Raw genomic sequence first — 15,318 nt, 5'->3', positions numbered from 1 at the left:
CGGCCGCTGTCAGGGTCGCAGGGTCAGGGTTGTAACGTCAGGGTGCTACTCCCGGACTCCTCGACGGCTTGACGGCTGAACGGCCAGGCGAAGGTCTCCCCGGTCGCCCACGCCTCGTACTGATCGTCGTAGTGCGCCGATCCAGGGTGCCCCGAGTTCCCCGTGAGGTTCACCCAGGTGGATGCGTCCAGATCGGCCAGGTCAGCGACCATCCGCATCGACGGAACTGCTGTCACGGAGAAGTCCGGGTACCCGTCGTTCCAAACGGCGGTACTCCAGCCGTTGGCATTCACGATCGATGGGCCGCCACCTAGTTCTGCGGTGCTCAGGTTCATATAGTCCGCGACGACACCTGGCACCCCATCGCCGCCGAGGACCGGATGTGTAGGAGTGAGCAGGTGCACGCGCCCCCATCGCCAGTCCTGCGGGTTCTTGCCCAGGGATACCGTCAACTGCGTCCGTGCGTCGGCCAGTGCCTGGAGCAGGATCTTGTCGCGCTGCTCCACCTCATTCAGGGTGGCCCGGTCATCCCACCATGGGTTGTCCTCGTCCTCCAGCAACAACCGAACGGACTCGATCCACCGGCTGCCGCCCGAAGGGCGCTGCACCTCCGCGACCTGGTCCCAGAAGGTGAGCCGCAACAGGTTCGTCCATACGGACGAGAAGTACGCCGCCGCAGCGGAGTCGGCGTCGTTGACGTAATCCCAGTCCTCGAACAACTCGACTGCCTCGACCACGAACTCCTCGGACCCCTCCAGCCCGGACGTGTCCAGTTCCAGAAGCGCGGGAACGAGCATCTCAGCAGCCGGGTTCACCTCATTGAGCTGAATCTCGGACATGTGCTCGGCTGTCAGCGGCTCACCGGCCTCCACCACCGCGGAGAGCTCGTCACGGATGGCCTGCGCGCGGTAGCCATAGGCGAAGTCGGTACCGAAGTCGGGATAGCGGCTCGGGGTCAGTACCGGCTGGTTGGCAGCCACGATGTACCCCGATTCGGGGTTCAAAGCGGCGGGCAGCTCGTCCGGATCGAGGAATCCCTGCCAGTCGTATCGCGGGTCCCATCCCGGGCGCGGCCAGGAACCGTCCGCGGGCACCACCCCGTCACCCACTGCTGCCCGGACCGGGATCCGACCGGGAGCCTGGTAGCCGATGTCGCCCTCGGCGGTGGCGAAGACGATGTTCTGCGTGGGCACCTCGAACAGGGCGGCTGCGGCGGCGATGTCCTCGGCGTCAGCGGCCCGGTCGATCGCGAAGACCGCATCCATGGTGCGCCCTGGGGTGAGCGCGGTCCACGAGAGCGCGACCGCGAACCCGCTCAGCCCGGCCGGAGGTGAGTTCTCCGGCAGCGGCACGCCGCCCGCACCACGAGTGGACGCGAGCACGTCCGAGATGATCGGCCCGTGCTCGGTGGAGCGGACGGTCAGTTCGATCGGCTCACCCCCGTTGACCTCGATGGTCTCGGTGCGCTCGGTGATCGGGTAGCGGGCGCCGTCGTACAGGTAGCTGCCGTCCGGGTAGAGCCGTTCCAGGAAGAAGTCACTGGTGTCGGCCGTGAGGTTGGTCAGACCCCACGCTAGGTCGGCGTTCTGCCCGATGATCACACCCGGCATCCCGGCGAAGGTGAAGCCGCTCACGTCGAACGGGCACTCCGGTCCGGTGCTGCGGCAGTGCAGGCCGGCCTGGTACCAGATGCCGGGGGCCGACGGGCCCAGGTGCGGGTCGTTGGCGAGCAACGGGGCTCCGGTGGCGGTGTGGTCGCCGGAGACGACCCAGGAGTTCGAGCCGACCCCCTCACCGGCTCCGAGCGGCGCAGGCACAGCGGTCAGCGCGTCCAGGGTGGTCTCCATGGCTGCGAGCGCTCCGGTGCGTCCGTCTGTTCCGGAGGCATCGCGAGTGCCGGCACCGCCGGTCTGCTCCGCGGGAGCAGCATCGGCATCCCCACCGCTCGCGTCAGGGGCGGCCGCGTTCGCGAGCTCTGCGGCTCGTTCGGCCTGGGCGTCGACCTCGCGGGTGGTCGGCAGGATCGGCAGGTTCTGCGCTGACGGATAGTCCGGGAAGATCGCTTCGACCATGTCCAGGTCGCCGGTCTGTCCGTAGGCGGCCGCGCGTTCGAGCTCGTCCGAATAGTTGCCGACCAGGTCCCAGGCCATCGCCTTGAGCCAGGCGAGGGAGTCGATCGGGTCCCAGGGTTCGATGTCGTCAACCTCGACATCGAGGCCGAGCACCGTGTACTCGAGGCCCATGCTGGTGGGAGAGTGTTCTGAAATGTACGCGTTGACCCCGTCGGCGTAGGCGGTCAGGTAGGTCCGGGACTGGGGTTCGAGCAGGTCCCATTCCTGCTCGGCGACCCGGCGCCACCCCATCGTGCGAATCACCTGGTCCGCGGTGATCGCGGTCTCCACATCGCCCACCAGCTCGGCGAGGCGTCCGGCGGTGAGGTGCCGGCGATAGTCCATCTCGAAGAACCGGTCCTGCGCATGCACATACCCCTGCGCCATGAAGAGGTCGACCGCCGTGTCGGCATAGATGTGCGGGATTCCTCGTTCGTCCCGGATCACTTCCACGGCGGCGCCCAGACCGGGCACCTGCTGCTCACCGTCGTGCTCGGGCAGCGGACGCCGGACGAACAGGGCGGTCGTGACGGCCCCGGCCACGAGCGCGACGACGAGCACGGCGGAGATGGCGAGCGCGATGCGGCGGACCACGGACTTTCCAGACACGCTTCGAGAGTACCGTCGTTGCAGCGTCCGGCCCCGGAGAACGGCCTGCGCGGCGGACCTCTCGGGACGACGTAGAATGTGTTGCCGGTCATTCCCGCCGGTCCAGCTCTGCTTCGGAGGACCAGGTGCCCACCTACGCCTACGCGTGCTCGTCCTGCTCGCACTCGTTCGACATCTACCAGTCGTTCAGCGACGACGCTCTCACGGAGTGCCCCTCCTGTGCGGAGCCCTCCCTGCGCAAGGTGTTCTCCGCCGTCGGCGTGGTCTTCAAGGGGTCCGGCTTCTACCGGAACGACTCGCGATCCTCCTCGGACTCGTCCTCCAGCAGTTCCGAGCGGTCCTCGGAGAAGTCAGAGAAGTCGGAGAAGTCGTCCGGATCGGAGAAGTCCGGCGGCTCCGAGAAGTCATCCGGATCGAGCGAGACGAAGAAGAGCGAGTCGACGTCCTCTGCCAGCTCCGCCTCGAAGGCAACGACCGCCGCGTCCTGAGCGCCGCGGTCCACAGCGACCGCGTGCTGCACGATCGTCCACAGCCCGCCTGAGTCACGGAGCAGGGTCGAGTCGTCGCCTCCTACCGTCGCCCTTATGACGACGTCCCCTCGCCTGCGTGGCCTCCTGTGGCGGTTCCGATTCGTGCTGGCTGTGGCCTGCCTGACCGGTGCGGGCCTCCTCCTGCTGGGCGAGCTGAGACCCGGTCCGGATACCGTCACGGTGACGGTCACTGCTCGCGATCTGCCTGCCGGCACGGTGCTCACCAGCGCCGATCTGCGCGAGGAGCAGGTGCTGGCCACTCCCGAAGGTGCTGTCGCCGGTGGGCAGCTGGTCGGCGCCACGCTCGTGGCGGGACTGCCTGCTGGGATGCCGATCCCGGAGACGCTGCTGGTCGGTCCCGGACTGATCGACGCCGCACCGCCAGGGTCGGTGGTGCTTCCGGTGCGGCTCGCCGATCCGTCGCTGATGGCGCTGGTGCGCGTGGGTGACCGGCTTGATCTGTACCGTGCCCCGTCGGACGCCGCCGGAGTTGCGGGTGAATCGAGCCGGGCCGAGCTCGTCGCCGAGTCCGCCCTCGTCCTGGGGCGGATGGGTGCTGAGGATGCACCGACCGGTCTGCTGACCATCGAGACCGGCGATGAGTCCGGCGTGGTCATCGTCGCTGTGCCCCGCGATGGCGCTACTGTGCTGTCCGGCGCCAGCAGCCTCGCCCCGGTGCGAGCCGTGCTGGTGCCAGGGGAATCATTGTGAGCTGCACCTACTGAACGGGACTCATCATGCTGCAGGGATTTAAGGACTTCATCGCCCGAGGGAACGCCATCGACCTGGCCGTCGGTGTGGTCATCGGTGCCGCCTTCGGCGCGGTCGTCACCGCGCTCGTGGACAACGTGCTCAACCCGCTGATCGCCGGCATCTTCGGACAGCCGAACCTGGATCGCATCTGGGTGATCACCGTGCGAGCTGCCGAGGGTGAGACACCTGCCACCGAGATCTTGGTCGGGACGGTGCTCACCGCGCTGATCAACTTCCTGCTGGTCGCTGCCGCGATCTACTTCGTGGTCGTGGTGCCGATGAACAAGCTCGCCGAGCGGCGCGCCATGGGCGAGGAGCCCGAGCCTGAGGCGCCGGCTGAGGACGTCGCCCTGCTCACCGAGATCCGCGACCTGCTCGCCGGCAAGAAGGCCTGACTTCTCTGCTCAGCACCGCACGGACGCCCGCCAGGTGGGGAACAACCGGCGGGCGTTCGTCGTCCTCAGCACCATCCATATGCACGGTCAGGACCAGTGCGGAGGCACGTCCCGGAGGAACCGATCGTCATCGTCGGAGCCGCCCGTGTCGGTCCCGTCGCTCTCATACTGGCGGCGGTCGACCAGCGGCTCGGGTCCGGTCCCGGGCCGCACCGCCCGCCGGTGCTTGCGCCGGCGGGGTGCCTCACTGACCACCGGATCCTCCTCCCCATGGGGGCGGGCACTCTCGGATCGGTCAGGCACGGTCATTCCTCGGGTGAGCGGACGCCGTCGGACGGGGCGTCCACCGCCAGACCGGAACGGCGCACGGCGGCCGCCAATACCGCATCGACGTGCGTGCCCCGCTTGGCGATACCGAGCTCACGTCGCAGCTCCTCGCGGAAGTCGGGCACCGCGCGTGGAGCGCCGTCCGAGGCAATCCACGTCACCAGCTGATCGAGCTCGTCGTCGCCGTACCGGCTCAATGGTCGACCGGGCGGGACATCAGGGCGGTCAGGGCGTTCACCGGTCGCCGAGGTGGCCGACCGGGACTGATCGACGTGCTCGCCCACCATGGCCAGGCCACGCGCCGAGGTCGTCACCCGCTCGGCAGCGCCCGGTGGCGTGCTCGCAGCGGAGGAATCATCCGGCGCAGCGTCGGGCGCCTCGGCGCCTTCATCGACCCACCGCACCGGCAGCGCTGGAGCCGCGTCAGCGGGCGTACCGGAGCGTTCCGCCACCAGATCCTCGAGCGCGGCAGCGATCTTCTCGGCCTCCCCCTGCGGGTCCATGAAGACCGCTGTGGAGTAGACGGTGCGCACCTGCCACCCGCGGTCGGTCAGCCGATCCACCCAGTGCCGATCCCGACGGCGCAGGCTGGGTTCGGCCATGTAGTCACCGTCGTCGGTCAGGACAGCCAGCACCAGCTCACCGGGGAGTGACGGGTGCCCGACCGCCAGCGGGATCCGGATTCCGCCCGGGATCCCGAACCGGGGAACCACGGTCAGTCCTTGACGCCAGAGACGTTCGGCGAGGTCGAGCAGCAGCCGGTCCACCTCGTTGTCCGGATCCTCGTCGGGGCGGTCGGCATGGCCGTCGGCGGCGAGCTCGAGCAGGTCCCGCAGCATCTGTGAACCCGGCGCACGCAGGCGTGCTGGATCGAGGTCACCGGCCTCCAGGCAGCTGACCACGGTGAGCCGCGTGCGCACCGCATCGAGCGTGTCGACCAGGAATGCCACGCCATCCGGGCCGGAGATCGCCCCGAACCGGTGCAGCACCCGCCCGTGCGGGGTCTTGCCGAACCCGAGGGTGAGCACCACTGCGTCCCGGCGCAGACCTGCCGCGGACTCCACGTCGACCACGGTGAACGCCTCGGTGCGACTCTGGTCGAAGAAGGCCGACATGCTGGCGCTGCCGGCGGCTACGGAGAGCACCGCTTCGCGCACACGGTCCGCGTGGCGCGTGTTCAGCGCAACCACGGCGAGGGTCTCGTCCGGCCGGGTGAGGGCGTGCTCGATGACCAGGTCGACCACCCGGTCCACCTCCGCCTGCACGCTCTCCACCACATCGGTACCGGGCGCAGGCATGCCGGTGCCGTGCACCACATCGAGCAGGATCGGCGGTGCCGTGCCCGACCCCGGCGGCGCAGGCATCGGCCGGACGGCACCCTCGTACCCGTGGGCGGCGAGGAAGGCGGCCAGATCGGCGTCCTGGGTGACCCGGCCGGGCTGGAGGGAGACGCGAGGGAGCCAGTCGAGTGCGGCGACGAGTCCGGCGGAACCACCGCGCCGGGTGTCGCCGACCACCACGACCTGCCGTGCACGGGCGATCGCGGAGACGACCTGCTCCACCGGGAGGTGCTGGACGGCGTCCAGCACCAGCAGGTCGACGTCCCGTTCGGTCGGCAGCACCTGGGGCACCACCATCGGGGGCACGATCCAGACCGGGCGGGCCGGCCACGCCACCTCGGCGAACCGGTGCAGCAGGGCCTTGAGGTCGGACTCCCCGCGGCGCACGCTCTTGTAGAACTCCTGCGCCCTGGACCGGTCCGCCGCGATCGCGGCCTTGACGTGCTCGCGCACGCGGGCCAGCACGGGGGCGGTCAGGCTCGCCGTCTGCGCAAGGTCGGTCTCACGCACGGTAGCGACCGCGTCTTCCAGCGCGGAGGCCTCGAGCCCGGCGAGCACTGGATCGTCGCCGAGGATCTCCTCGAGCACGCTCGACCACCAGGCCAGGTCGAACTCGGCACCCACCAGGGAGGTGGGCACGCGACGCTGGGTGAGGTCCGCGAGCAGGTCGTCCAGGCCCAGCTCACTCAGGTGCGCCAGCACGGCGGCGCGTTCGGGCAGCTGACGCAGTGCGACGTCGTCGGCACCGAGGCGGGCGATCCGCGTACTCAGTTCCTCCAGCGGCACCTCGCCCAGGCTGCGACCGCCGAGTGTGCTGTCGAGCACCGGCGCAAGGTCGCTCACCAACGCGGCGACGGTGGCCTCGGTGCGGGCGATCTCCGTCATCCCCTCGGGAAGGCGCGGCCAGCCACCGCCGGCGCAGTGCCGGCGCCACAGGTCACGGCGCTCCTGCACGTCGATCAGCTCGGCGTGCAGGTCACCCACCGCACTCCCGGGCCGGAGCAGGTCACGCGCCTGGCGACGCAACCGCCGCCGGCTCCCCCAGCTCAGGTCCACCCGGTGCTGTGCTCGCCACGACCTGGTACCGGTAGCTGCGACCATCTCTGCGGCCGAGCGCTCGAACACCTGGGGGACGAACACGTCCAGGGAGGAACGGATTCCGTCCAGCAGGATCAGCTGCTCCGACCACTGGTCCAGCGTCTCTGCCTCGTCGAGACCGGTCTGGGCCGCCGTCCGGGCGATCTGGGCCCGCAGGTCGGGGAGCGCAGCACCAAGGTCGCGCACCCGCTCCAGCGTCTGCGTGGCGTGGTCGGCCGAGGTGAGCCGGGCACCGAACCAGGGCGTGTCAGCGGCGCGGAGCCGGAATGCCCCCAGTGCCGCAGCACGGGCCAGCTCTTCCCGGGCATGCTGGCGATCCTGCGGCGTCATCGACCGCACGGCGTGCGTAGCCACCCGCACCTGGGTGCGCGGACCAGGGCGAGCCGAGGTGAGCTGGGCTAGCGCCTGCAGTGCGTCATATGCGGAGGCGTCCCAGGGCGTGCGCGGAGTGTGCAGGGCGGTGAGGTGATCGCCGAGGTCGCGACGCGCCTCGCGCAGCCGGGTCCGGTCGGCTGCACGCTGGTCCGCATCCACGTGGGGCTCTGGCGGGTTCAGCCCTTCGATCAGATGCTCGGCCGCAGTGCTGGGCCACCGTGGGTCGTTGCTCAGGTCGAGCGCCAGGTCCGGGATGCCGGCCTGACGCATCGCATCGAGCAGTGCCTGCCCGGCCCGCCGCGTCCCGGGCACGTACAGCACCCGGCGCCCCTGGGCCGCGGCCTCGGCCACGACTGCCGCCATCGTTCCTGGGATGTCGGTCCCCGGGGGCGCATCGACCAGCAGATGACTCCCAGTGGCGACGGCGTCCAGCACGTCCTGCTGCCCCGGATCGAGGTCGCCCACTCCGGCCTCGTCGTCGGGATCGCGATCCTGACCGTTCGGCTCCGGGAGGTCGGCGGAGACGGCCATCCGGGCGCCTTCCACCCCGGCGAGCGCAGCGATCACGTCGTGCGTGGCAAGCTCGCGCCGCTGCGCATCGAGGTCGTCGGCCAAGGCCTGGCCCGGGTGCACGAACGCCCCGACCACGATCCTCGGCTCGAGCCGGAAACCAGGCAGGGCCTCACCCAGCTCAGCGATCTTCTCCAGCGCGGGGCGCGGGGAGAACCCGTGCGGCCCCATCGTGGATCTGGCCACTTCCTGAGCGTCCAGGGTCACTCCGTGAGCCTTGAGCTCACGCACGAGCAGACTGTTCAGCTCCACCGCCGGATCGATCTCGAGATCGATCTCCGCGTCGGAGCCGTGTACCCGCACGTGCACGGGGCGCAGCAGCACGGGTGCGTGCACGACTCGCGGCGTGACCGGTTCCGGATCGGCGTCCAGGGCCGGGACAGCGGGCGTGCCCGCCTCGTCGGTCGGCTCGGCCCCCGTGTCGGCCGGGTCCGGCTGGTCCTGAGCAGCGTCGTCCTGACTGGCGGTAGTGCTCTGCCAGGTGGCCACACCCATCGCCACGTAGGTGGGCGCCACCCCGAACCGTTGGGCGAGCTCCTCCGTCCGGGCGACCACCACCCGAGCGCGACGGCGCGCCTGGGTGAGTGCAGAACCCTCCCGCACCAGATTGCTCAGCGGGGTGCTGCGGCCAGCGTAGAGCTGGGCGATCCCCGAGGGGTGGGCGGCGGTGAGCTCCACGAGCGCGTCGCCGAGGGCGTTCACGTCCCACAGGGCGCTGCCACCGGCAAGGTCGGCGAGTCTGGTTCGCCATCGGACCACGGCCGCGGCCACCTCGCGTTCGCGCGGAGTGTCCACAGCACCGGTGTCGCCAGGGCTCGGCGACTGCGCCTGGGTGGGGCGATTGCCACCAGGCAGGGCGATACGGACGGACCTCACCCCGCCACGCTAACGGTGCCATCCATCACGCGGGCACATGACCCGCCGAAAGTGGGCGAACCGATACCTACCGAGACGTCCTGGCGCCGTCCGGGTCCGGCATTGCCTCGACCGCGAGGGTGGCGAGCAGGTCCTCCAAGGCCGGCCGATGCTCGGTCCGGCCCACGGCCACCAGATCGTCGAGCATCGTGCGCAACCTGGCCGGCACCTGGATCGATCCGTCGCCATAGTGCATGATCTCGGTGACCGCGAGGCGCACCATCTGCTCCACGTCCGGCGGTGTGTGCACCACCCGGAGCACCCCGTCACTGTCGGTGATGTAGGGGCGTGCATCGGGTTGCTGCACGAGCGGACGCAGGATCCGGTGCAGCTCATCGATCACCTGGACGGCCGTCGTCGGATCATTGATGCCCGGGGAGAGGGCGCGCTCGGCGATGTCGACGAGCTGGCGGACCCCGAACGCCGGGTCCTGGAACATGCTGCGTTCGGTGCCGAAGACGAACGCTGAGCGCACCCGGGCCACGGCCGCCATCGCTTCGTCACCGCCGCTGGAGTCCACCGATCGGCCCCAGATCGTGGCCAACGGCTGCCCTTCGGCGCGGAACTCCCCGACCGTGATCTCGCAGACGAGCACCACATCGAGATCCTCGGCGATCGTGAGCAGCGCGGCGTAGTCGATGGAGACCAGGTGCCCGTGCCGCTCCCCCATGTGCACCGGGAGCCGTGCCTGGTCCGGATCCGCGCTCCAGCTGATCGACTCGTCCGGCTCGCTGTACTTCCCGAGCACCGCACCGTCCTCGCCCACAGGTTCGGGCCGCATCCCCTCCACCAGCCGCACCGTCGCGTCACCGATGTCGGAGATCACCTGGGAAACCTGGATCGAGGTGGTGATCTCCCGAATGAAGGCGATCAACGAGATCACGCTCAGGCCCACCAGCAGCAGTGCCAGTCCCACCGAGACCTGAGGAACGAACGCCTCATGGGTGGCGGTGGCGCTGCGCACCACCCGGAGCACCGTGAGGGAGAAGATGAAGGAGGCGACGAACACGCCGAGAGTCATCTGGGTGATCCGGCTGTGCAGGAAGTTCCCGAGCACCCGGGGACTGAACTGACTGCTGGCGAGCTGCAGCACCACCATAGTGATCGAGAAGACCAGACCGGTCACCGAGATCATCGCGCTGGCGATCGTGCTGAGCACGCTGCGGGCCCCCTCGGGACCACCGTCGAAGACCCCTGGCAGCTGATCGGCAAAGACGCGCTCCACTTCGGGCATGGCCGCCCCGATCACGACCGCGACAAGGCAGATCGCCAGCGGGAGCGCCCAGAACGGCTGCCAGAGGCGTGCCCAGGGGCTCGCCACCCGGATCGAGGGGACGCCCATGGGCGTCACGCGCTGCCCGGTCCACGAGGTGCGACGAGCGGCCATCGGGCCATCATGCCGCACCGGGCAGCGCAAGCGCCTCGGTGCCCCCGGCGCGATTCGAACGCGCGACCTACCGCTTAGGAGGCGGTTGCTCTATCCCCTGAGCTACGGGGGCGGACCGATGAGCACCTTACCGCCGTCGCGGGTGCGGACGCGAAACTCACCCTCGCCGCGCACGGGTGGGTGTGGGACGGTAGCCCGGTGACCAGCACCACTGCCTCGCGGGTGTTCTCCGCCCGGGCGTCGACGACGTTCGCACATCTGACGACGCTGCCCCGGCACGAGGTGCTGATCCCGTTCACCCGGATCACGGCACGCCCCGCACCCGCGCAGGTCGGGGACACGATCGTGGCAGTCACAGGGGGCCTGCTCCGGGACGTCATGCTGGTCACCGAGGCGCGCCCACCCGACGACGACCCGTGCGCCCACGCACGCTGCTCACCCTCCGGCGTGATCACCTTCCGCAAGGTGGGCCCGGTCCTCCTCGGCACGGCGAGGATCCGGGTGACGCCGCTGGGCAGGAACACGTGCCGGGTGGACTGGACCGAGGAGGTCCACCTGGTCGGCCCGCTCCGCTTGCTCGGTCCAGTGATCGCACCCGCGTTGCACGTGATGACAGCGCGCGCCCTACGCGTGCTCGACGGAACCATCCGGCCCAGTCCAGGGAGCTGACACCATGGCCCTCGCTCCGAACTACGCGCCACTACCGATCGAGATCATTGCGGGAGACGGTGCCTGGGTCACGGACACCTCCGGCCGCCGGTACCTGGACTGCCTCGCTGGATACTCGGCGCTGAACTTCGGGCACCGCCACCCCGACCTGATCGCCGCTGCGCGAGACCAGCTCGACCGGCTCACGCTCACCTCCCGCGCGGTCGACCACGACCTGCTGATCCCCTTCGCGGATGCCGTCACTGCTCTGACCTCGACCGAGATGCTGCTCCCGATGAACACGGGAGCCGAAGCGGTGGAGACGGCGATCAAGGCGGCCCGCAAGTGGGGATACGAGGCCCGGGGCGTCACCGAGGGCAGAGCAACCGTGGTGGTGGCCGAGAGTGCCTTCCACGGCCGCACCACCACGGTGGTGTCGATGTCCTCCGACCCGGAGGCTCGTGCGGGGTTCGGCCCGTTCACGCCGGGCTTTCGGATCGTGCCGTACGGGGATGCCGACGCCGTGGCCGCCGCGATCGACGAGACCACGGTGGCGGTGCTGCTCGAGCCAGTGCAGGGCGAGGCCGGGGTGGTTATCCCACCCGAGGGGTACCTCGCCCGCGTCCGCAACCTGTGCACCGCTCGCAACACCCTGCTGATCCTGGACGAGATCCAGTCCGGGCTCGGTCGCACCGGCACCACACTCGCCCAAGACCTCAGCGGGGTGCGTGCCGATCTGACGACGCTGGGCAAGGCCCTCGGCGGGGGCATCCTCCCCGTCTCGGCGGTAGTGGGCCGCGCCGACGTGCTCGGTGTGCTGACACCGGGCACGCATGGATCGACGTTCGGCGGGAACCCACTGGCTTGCGCCGTCGGGCTGGCTGTGACGCGACTCCTGGCAACCGGCGTCTATCAGGACCGTGCACGGCAGCTTGCTCCGGTGCTGGCCGCACGCGCGGAGCAACTGCTGGCCACCGGCCGGGTCACCGCGGTCCGTGCCATCGGCCTGTGGCTCGGTGTGGACGTCGCGTCCCGCACCGGCCGGGAGGTGAGCGAACGGATGGCCTCCGGCGGCGTGATCGCGAAGGAGACGCACGGGCGCACCATCCGGCTGGCGCCGCCGCTGTGCGTCACCGAGGAAGAGCTGCACCTGATGATGGACACGCTGGAGAGCGCCGTCGGGCGCTGACGACGCCTGCTCCCACCGCCGGCAGCGGTGCGGCAAGCGGGCCGGCAGGCGTGGTCAGTGCCGCCGCTTCCACCCCATCGCGATCGGCGGCAGGCCTTCATCCTGGATCCGGGTGGGCACCACCAGCACCGGGCAGGCGGAGTGGTGCAGCACCTGCTGCGAGGTGGATCCGAGGAGCATCCCGGCGAATCCACCACGCCCTCGCGTGCCGACCACGACGAGATCCACCGCGGTGGAGAACTCGGAGAGCAGCTCAGCACCGCTGCCGTCCAAGGCATGCCGGCGGACGGTGAGCTCACGGCCCTCCAACGCCCGATCGACGGCGACGTTGAGGCCTTCCTTGACGTCCTCGAGCACCACCTCACGGTCGACGGCGGCCGGCAACCAACCGAGCAGTCCGGCACCTGCCCCGATCGGTACACCCACCACGGCGGTCAGCTCGGCGTCCCACACCTCGGCCTGTTCGACCGCGCGATTCAGGGCGACCTTCGCCGACTCCGAACCGTCCACGCCCACCACGATCCGGCGGATCGGCAGTGGGGGTTCACCCTGTTCCTCGTGATGCGGCACCACCACGGTGGGGCAGTGCGCGTGCGCGGGCAGCGCCGAGGAGACGGTGCCGAGGATCCGCTCGGCGAATCCGCTCTGGCCGCGTGTGCCGACCACGGCCAGGCACACCTGCTTCGTGAGGTCCACCAGCACTCCGGCGGGGTCCCCCGTCTCCAGAGCGCTCGTCACGTCCACTCCTCGACCGCTCGCCCGCTCGACAGCCTCGTCGAGGGCGGCCTGGGCACCGTCACGGATGGCCGTGTCGTCCAGGGTCGCGTACCCGCCGTCGAGTGAGGCAGCAGCGAAGGTGGGGAGCGCATAGGCGCACACCAGGTGCAGCCGCCAGCCGACCCGTCGCGCCTGGGCCACAGCCCACTCCAGAGCGTTCAGGCTGGCCGGCGAACCGTCGACGCCGACCAGGACGACCTGTTCGTGCTCCATGACCACGTCACCCCCGAGGAGTTGAGGAACTGTTGGGACAAGTGTGCACGCCCGCGCCGCGCCTTGCCTGGCGATCGCGCACCGCTCGTCTGCTGGACACCGGCGGGCACGCACGTGGTACCCACCGTCGTGCTGAGCACCGTACCCGGAAATGACGAACGGCCCGTCCCCTGCGTCAGGGAACGGGCCGTTCGTGAGACTCTGGCGCGATTCAGCCGGCGACGCGGATGAAGGTCGGGCTGGAGTTGTAGATCGGGCCGGCGGTCAGCGGTGTACCCGGGTTGCGAGCAGCGATGTGCTGGTTGCCACCGAGGTAGATGCCGATGTGGCCCGGCCACCAGACGAGGTCGCCAGGGCGGGCCTCGGAGGCCGAGACGCGGGTGCCGGCACCGGCCTGCGCACCCGAGGATCGCGGCAGAGAGATGCCGACCTGGGCGTACACGTAGGACGTGAACCCGGAGCAGTCGAACCCGGACGGCGTGGAGCCGCCCCAGACATACGGGGTGCCCAGGTAGCGGTAGGCGATCTCCACGATCTGCGCACCCACACCGGAGGCAGCCACCGGGGCTGGCTCGGGCTCGGGCTCCGGCTCCGCCCGCTCGGTGGAGCGGGAGGTCTGCTCGGTGCGCTCGTAGGTGACGACCGGCTCGGGCTCCGGCTCGGGCTCCGGCGGGGGCGGAGGCGGCGGGGCCTCAGCGGAGACCTCGACCTCGCTGCCCAGGCTCCAGTTGACGTCCGCTGCCACGGTGACCGCCTGCGAGACGGCCACGGAGTCTTCCGCATCCGTAGCAGCGGCTGCGGTGAGGTTCGCGGTACGCACCGGGGCCACGTTCTGGGCAGTAGGTCCGGCGATCGCTGCGGACGCGCTCAGGCTGAGGATGATCCCGGAGGACGCCACGGCAACAGCCGTGCGGCGTCCCGCGGGGCCACTGACTGCCTGACCGAATGTCGTGAGGGGGGTGACGGGGCGGCGCGCCGCGCGGTGCCGCGCGCGCTCAGTGCACTGAGTCAATTCGCTTGCCTCTCCTGACGCCTACGAGGTGAGCTGTCGGGTTCGGGTGGGAGGAGTTTCACCCGGTCCGCCGCTGGTGTTTCTCGGTGGACTTCACCCCTAGGTGCTCACGCACCGGAAGTGGGTCCCCCGCCCCTGTCACGGGTACGTCGGTAACCCATAGGCGGTGACAGGGTTTGGCGTCCGCCCGGGGTACTCGTCGAAGGAGGGTTTCGTCGAGCAATACGCACAGTACCCGAAGCCACGACCAAATGTCACGTTCAGGTCACGATTCGCGATCAGGAGTGTCACAGCGCACACACAGGCGCCCACGCCCGTGCGGTCAGACCGGGGTGACGAACACGTGCTTCGCGGCGTACCCGTCGAGCTCGAGCACGAGCTCGGAGTCGGCAGGCGCCACTGTGTAGGTGCCGTTCTGCTCCGTGTGTGAGATCCGCGCGCCGGGCTTGATGCCGGCCTCCTGGAAGCTCGCCAGCAGGTCGGTGTCCACCTGCAGCGGTTCACCGAGGCGGGCGACGATGTACTCGGCGCCGGTGGGTACGTCGGTCAGCCAGATACCCAGGTCACCGACCGGCGCCGGGTCGCCGAACTCGTCCAGGCCGGGGATCGGGTTCCCATAGGGGTCGAAGCCCGGATGGTCGAGCAACGCGATCAGGCGCTCTTCCACCTGCCTGCTCATCACGTGCTCCCAGCGGCACGCCTCTTCGTGCACGTGCGGCCAGTCCAGGCCGATCACGTCGGTCAACAACCGTTCCGCCAACCGGTGCTTGCGCATCACGCGCGTAGCGCGGGTCATTCCCAGCTCGGTGAGTTCCAGGTGCCGGTCACCGGTGACCACCATCAGGCCGTCACGTTCGAGGCGCGCCACAGTCTGGGAGACCGTGGGTCCGGAGTGGCCGAGGCGTTCGGCGATCCGCGCGCGCAGCGGCACGATGCCCTCCTCGATCAGCTCGAACACTGTCTTGAGGTACATCTCGCCTGTGTCGATGAGGTCGCTCACTCCGGCCCTTCCCGTACGCAATCCCCACTAAGTCCTCGCACCACCTTATCTGTCTGCACCACCGCTGAC

Annotated in this window: 12 protein-coding genes, 1 tRNA gene, 1 pseudogene and 1 riboswitch; of the genes and pseudogenes, 5 read left to right on the top strand and 9 right to left on the bottom strand. The window is 69.9% G+C overall.

What is annotated here, in order from left to right; genetic code table 11:
* Positions 1 to 23: 23 nt before the first annotated feature.
* Positions 24 to 2,720 carry a penicillin acylase family protein gene (locus BLU77_RS18525; RefSeq protein WP_089774570.1) on the bottom strand — a complete coding sequence of 899 codons (2,697 nt, stop codon included), beginning with the start codon at positions 2,718 to 2,720 and terminating at the stop codon, positions 24 to 26.
* 125 nt (positions 2,721 to 2,845) lie between these two features.
* Between BLU77_RS18525 and BLU77_RS23095 the strand changes: the two are divergent.
* Positions 2,846 to 2,989 (top strand): annotated as a pseudogene (locus tag BLU77_RS23095) (FmdB family zinc ribbon protein); the annotation flags it as partial.
* 14 nt (positions 2,990 to 3,003) lie between these two features.
* On the opposite strand, the gene BLU77_RS23090 reads toward BLU77_RS23095, so the two are convergent.
* Positions 3,004 to 3,240, bottom strand: coding sequence for a hypothetical protein (locus BLU77_RS23090; RefSeq protein WP_342741494.1), 237 nt, complete (start codon positions 3,238 to 3,240; stop codon positions 3,004 to 3,006).
* Positions 3,241 to 3,304: 64 nt separating this feature from the next.
* Here BLU77_RS23090 and BLU77_RS18515 point away from each other — a divergent pair, with 64 nt between their 5' ends.
* Both BLU77_RS18515 and mscL read left to right on the top strand, forming a co-directional pair.
* Positions 3,305 to 3,961, top strand: coding sequence for an SAF domain-containing protein (locus tag BLU77_RS18515; RefSeq protein WP_089774568.1), 657 nt, complete (start codon positions 3,305 to 3,307; stop codon positions 3,959 to 3,961).
* A gap of 26 nt (positions 3,962 to 3,987) precedes the next feature.
* Entirely contained in the window at positions 3,988 to 4,398 is a 411-nt protein-coding gene (gene mscL / locus BLU77_RS18510) for a large conductance mechanosensitive channel protein MscL (RefSeq protein ID WP_089774566.1), read from the top strand.
* Between the two features lie 87 nt (positions 4,399 to 4,485).
* Here the strand turns inward: mscL and BLU77_RS18505 are convergent, their stop codons facing one another.
* The 4 genes from BLU77_RS18505 to BLU77_RS18490 form a co-directional block, all read right to left on the bottom strand.
* Positions 4,486 to 4,701, bottom strand: coding sequence for a hypothetical protein (locus tag BLU77_RS18505; RefSeq protein WP_089774564.1), 216 nt, complete (start codon positions 4,699 to 4,701; stop codon positions 4,486 to 4,488).
* A 2-nt stretch (positions 4,702 to 4,703) separates the two neighbouring features.
* Positions 4,704 to 8,984, bottom strand: a complete 4,281-nt coding sequence (locus BLU77_RS18500) for a DNA helicase (protein WP_139177843.1) — start codon at positions 8,982 to 8,984, stop codon at positions 4,704 to 4,706.
* 67 nt (positions 8,985 to 9,051) lie between these two features.
* Positions 9,052 to 10,410: a DUF2254 domain-containing protein gene (locus tag BLU77_RS18495; protein ID WP_089774560.1), complete on the bottom strand. Its 1,359-nt coding sequence runs from the start codon at positions 10,408 to 10,410 to the stop codon at positions 9,052 to 9,054.
* Between the two features lie 39 nt (positions 10,411 to 10,449).
* Positions 10,450 to 10,522 (bottom strand) — tRNA-Arg (locus tag BLU77_RS18490).
* An 86-nt stretch (positions 10,523 to 10,608) separates the two neighbouring features.
* Here BLU77_RS18490 and BLU77_RS18485 point away from each other — a divergent pair.
* Together BLU77_RS18485 and rocD are read left to right on the top strand one after the other, a co-directional pair.
* Positions 10,609 to 11,079, top strand: coding sequence for an SRPBCC family protein (locus tag BLU77_RS18485; RefSeq protein ID WP_139177842.1), 471 nt, complete (start codon positions 10,609 to 10,611; stop codon positions 11,077 to 11,079).
* 4 nt (positions 11,080 to 11,083) lie between these two features.
* The gene (rocD, locus tag BLU77_RS18480) at positions 11,084 to 12,247 is read left to right on the top strand and encodes an ornithine--oxo-acid transaminase (RefSeq protein WP_089774556.1); all 1,164 of its coding nucleotides are present in this window, start codon (positions 11,084 to 11,086) and stop codon (positions 12,245 to 12,247) included.
* A 54-nt stretch (positions 12,248 to 12,301) separates the two neighbouring features.
* On the opposite strand, the gene BLU77_RS18475 is transcribed toward rocD, so the two are convergent.
* From BLU77_RS18475 to BLU77_RS18465, 3 genes are all read right to left on the bottom strand, one after another.
* Positions 12,302 to 13,237 (bottom strand): universal stress protein, encoded by a 936-nt coding sequence (locus tag BLU77_RS18475; RefSeq protein WP_089774554.1) that lies wholly within the window; start codon positions 13,235 to 13,237, stop codon positions 12,302 to 12,304.
* 211 nt (positions 13,238 to 13,448) lie between these two features.
* A complete protein-coding gene (locus BLU77_RS22975) occupies positions 13,449 to 14,135 on the bottom strand; it encodes a C40 family peptidase (RefSeq protein ID WP_281242117.1) in 687 nt (228 codons plus the stop codon).
* Between the two features lie 118 nt (positions 14,136 to 14,253).
* Positions 14,254 to 14,411: riboswitch (cyclic di-AMP (ydaO/yuaA leader) on the bottom strand.
* Positions 14,412 to 14,571: 160 nt separating this feature from the next.
* Positions 14,572 to 15,249 (bottom strand): metal-dependent transcriptional regulator, encoded by a 678-nt coding sequence (locus BLU77_RS18465; protein ID WP_089774549.1) that lies wholly within the window; start codon positions 15,247 to 15,249, stop codon positions 14,572 to 14,574.
* Between the last annotated feature and the right edge of the window lie 69 nt (positions 15,250 to 15,318).

Source organism: Ruania alba (assembly GCF_900105765.1).
Taxonomy (GTDB): domain Bacteria; phylum Actinomycetota; class Actinomycetes; order Actinomycetales; family Beutenbergiaceae; genus Ruania; species Ruania alba.
This window is presented reverse-complemented; position numbering and strand designations above follow the sequence as displayed.

Bases quoted from the DNA above. Each gene is read 5' to 3' on its own strand.
- BLU77_RS18515 (WP_089774568.1), top strand. From the start codon at position 3,305: ATGACGACGTCCCCTCGCCTGCGTGGCCTCCTGTGGCGGTTCCGATTC.
- rocD (WP_089774556.1), top strand. From the start codon at position 11,084: ATGGCCCTCGCTCCGAACTACGCGCCACTACCGATCGAGATCATTGCG.
- mscL (WP_089774566.1), top strand. From the start codon at position 3,988: ATGCTGCAGGGATTTAAGGACTTCATCGCCCGAGGGAACGCCATCGAC.
- BLU77_RS18495 (WP_089774560.1), bottom strand. From the start codon at position 10,410: ATGGCCGCTCGTCGCACCTCGTGGACCGGGCAGCGCGTGACGCCCATG.
- BLU77_RS18475 (WP_089774554.1), bottom strand. From the start codon at position 13,237: ATGGAGCACGAACAGGTCGTCCTGGTCGGCGTCGACGGTTCGCCGGCC.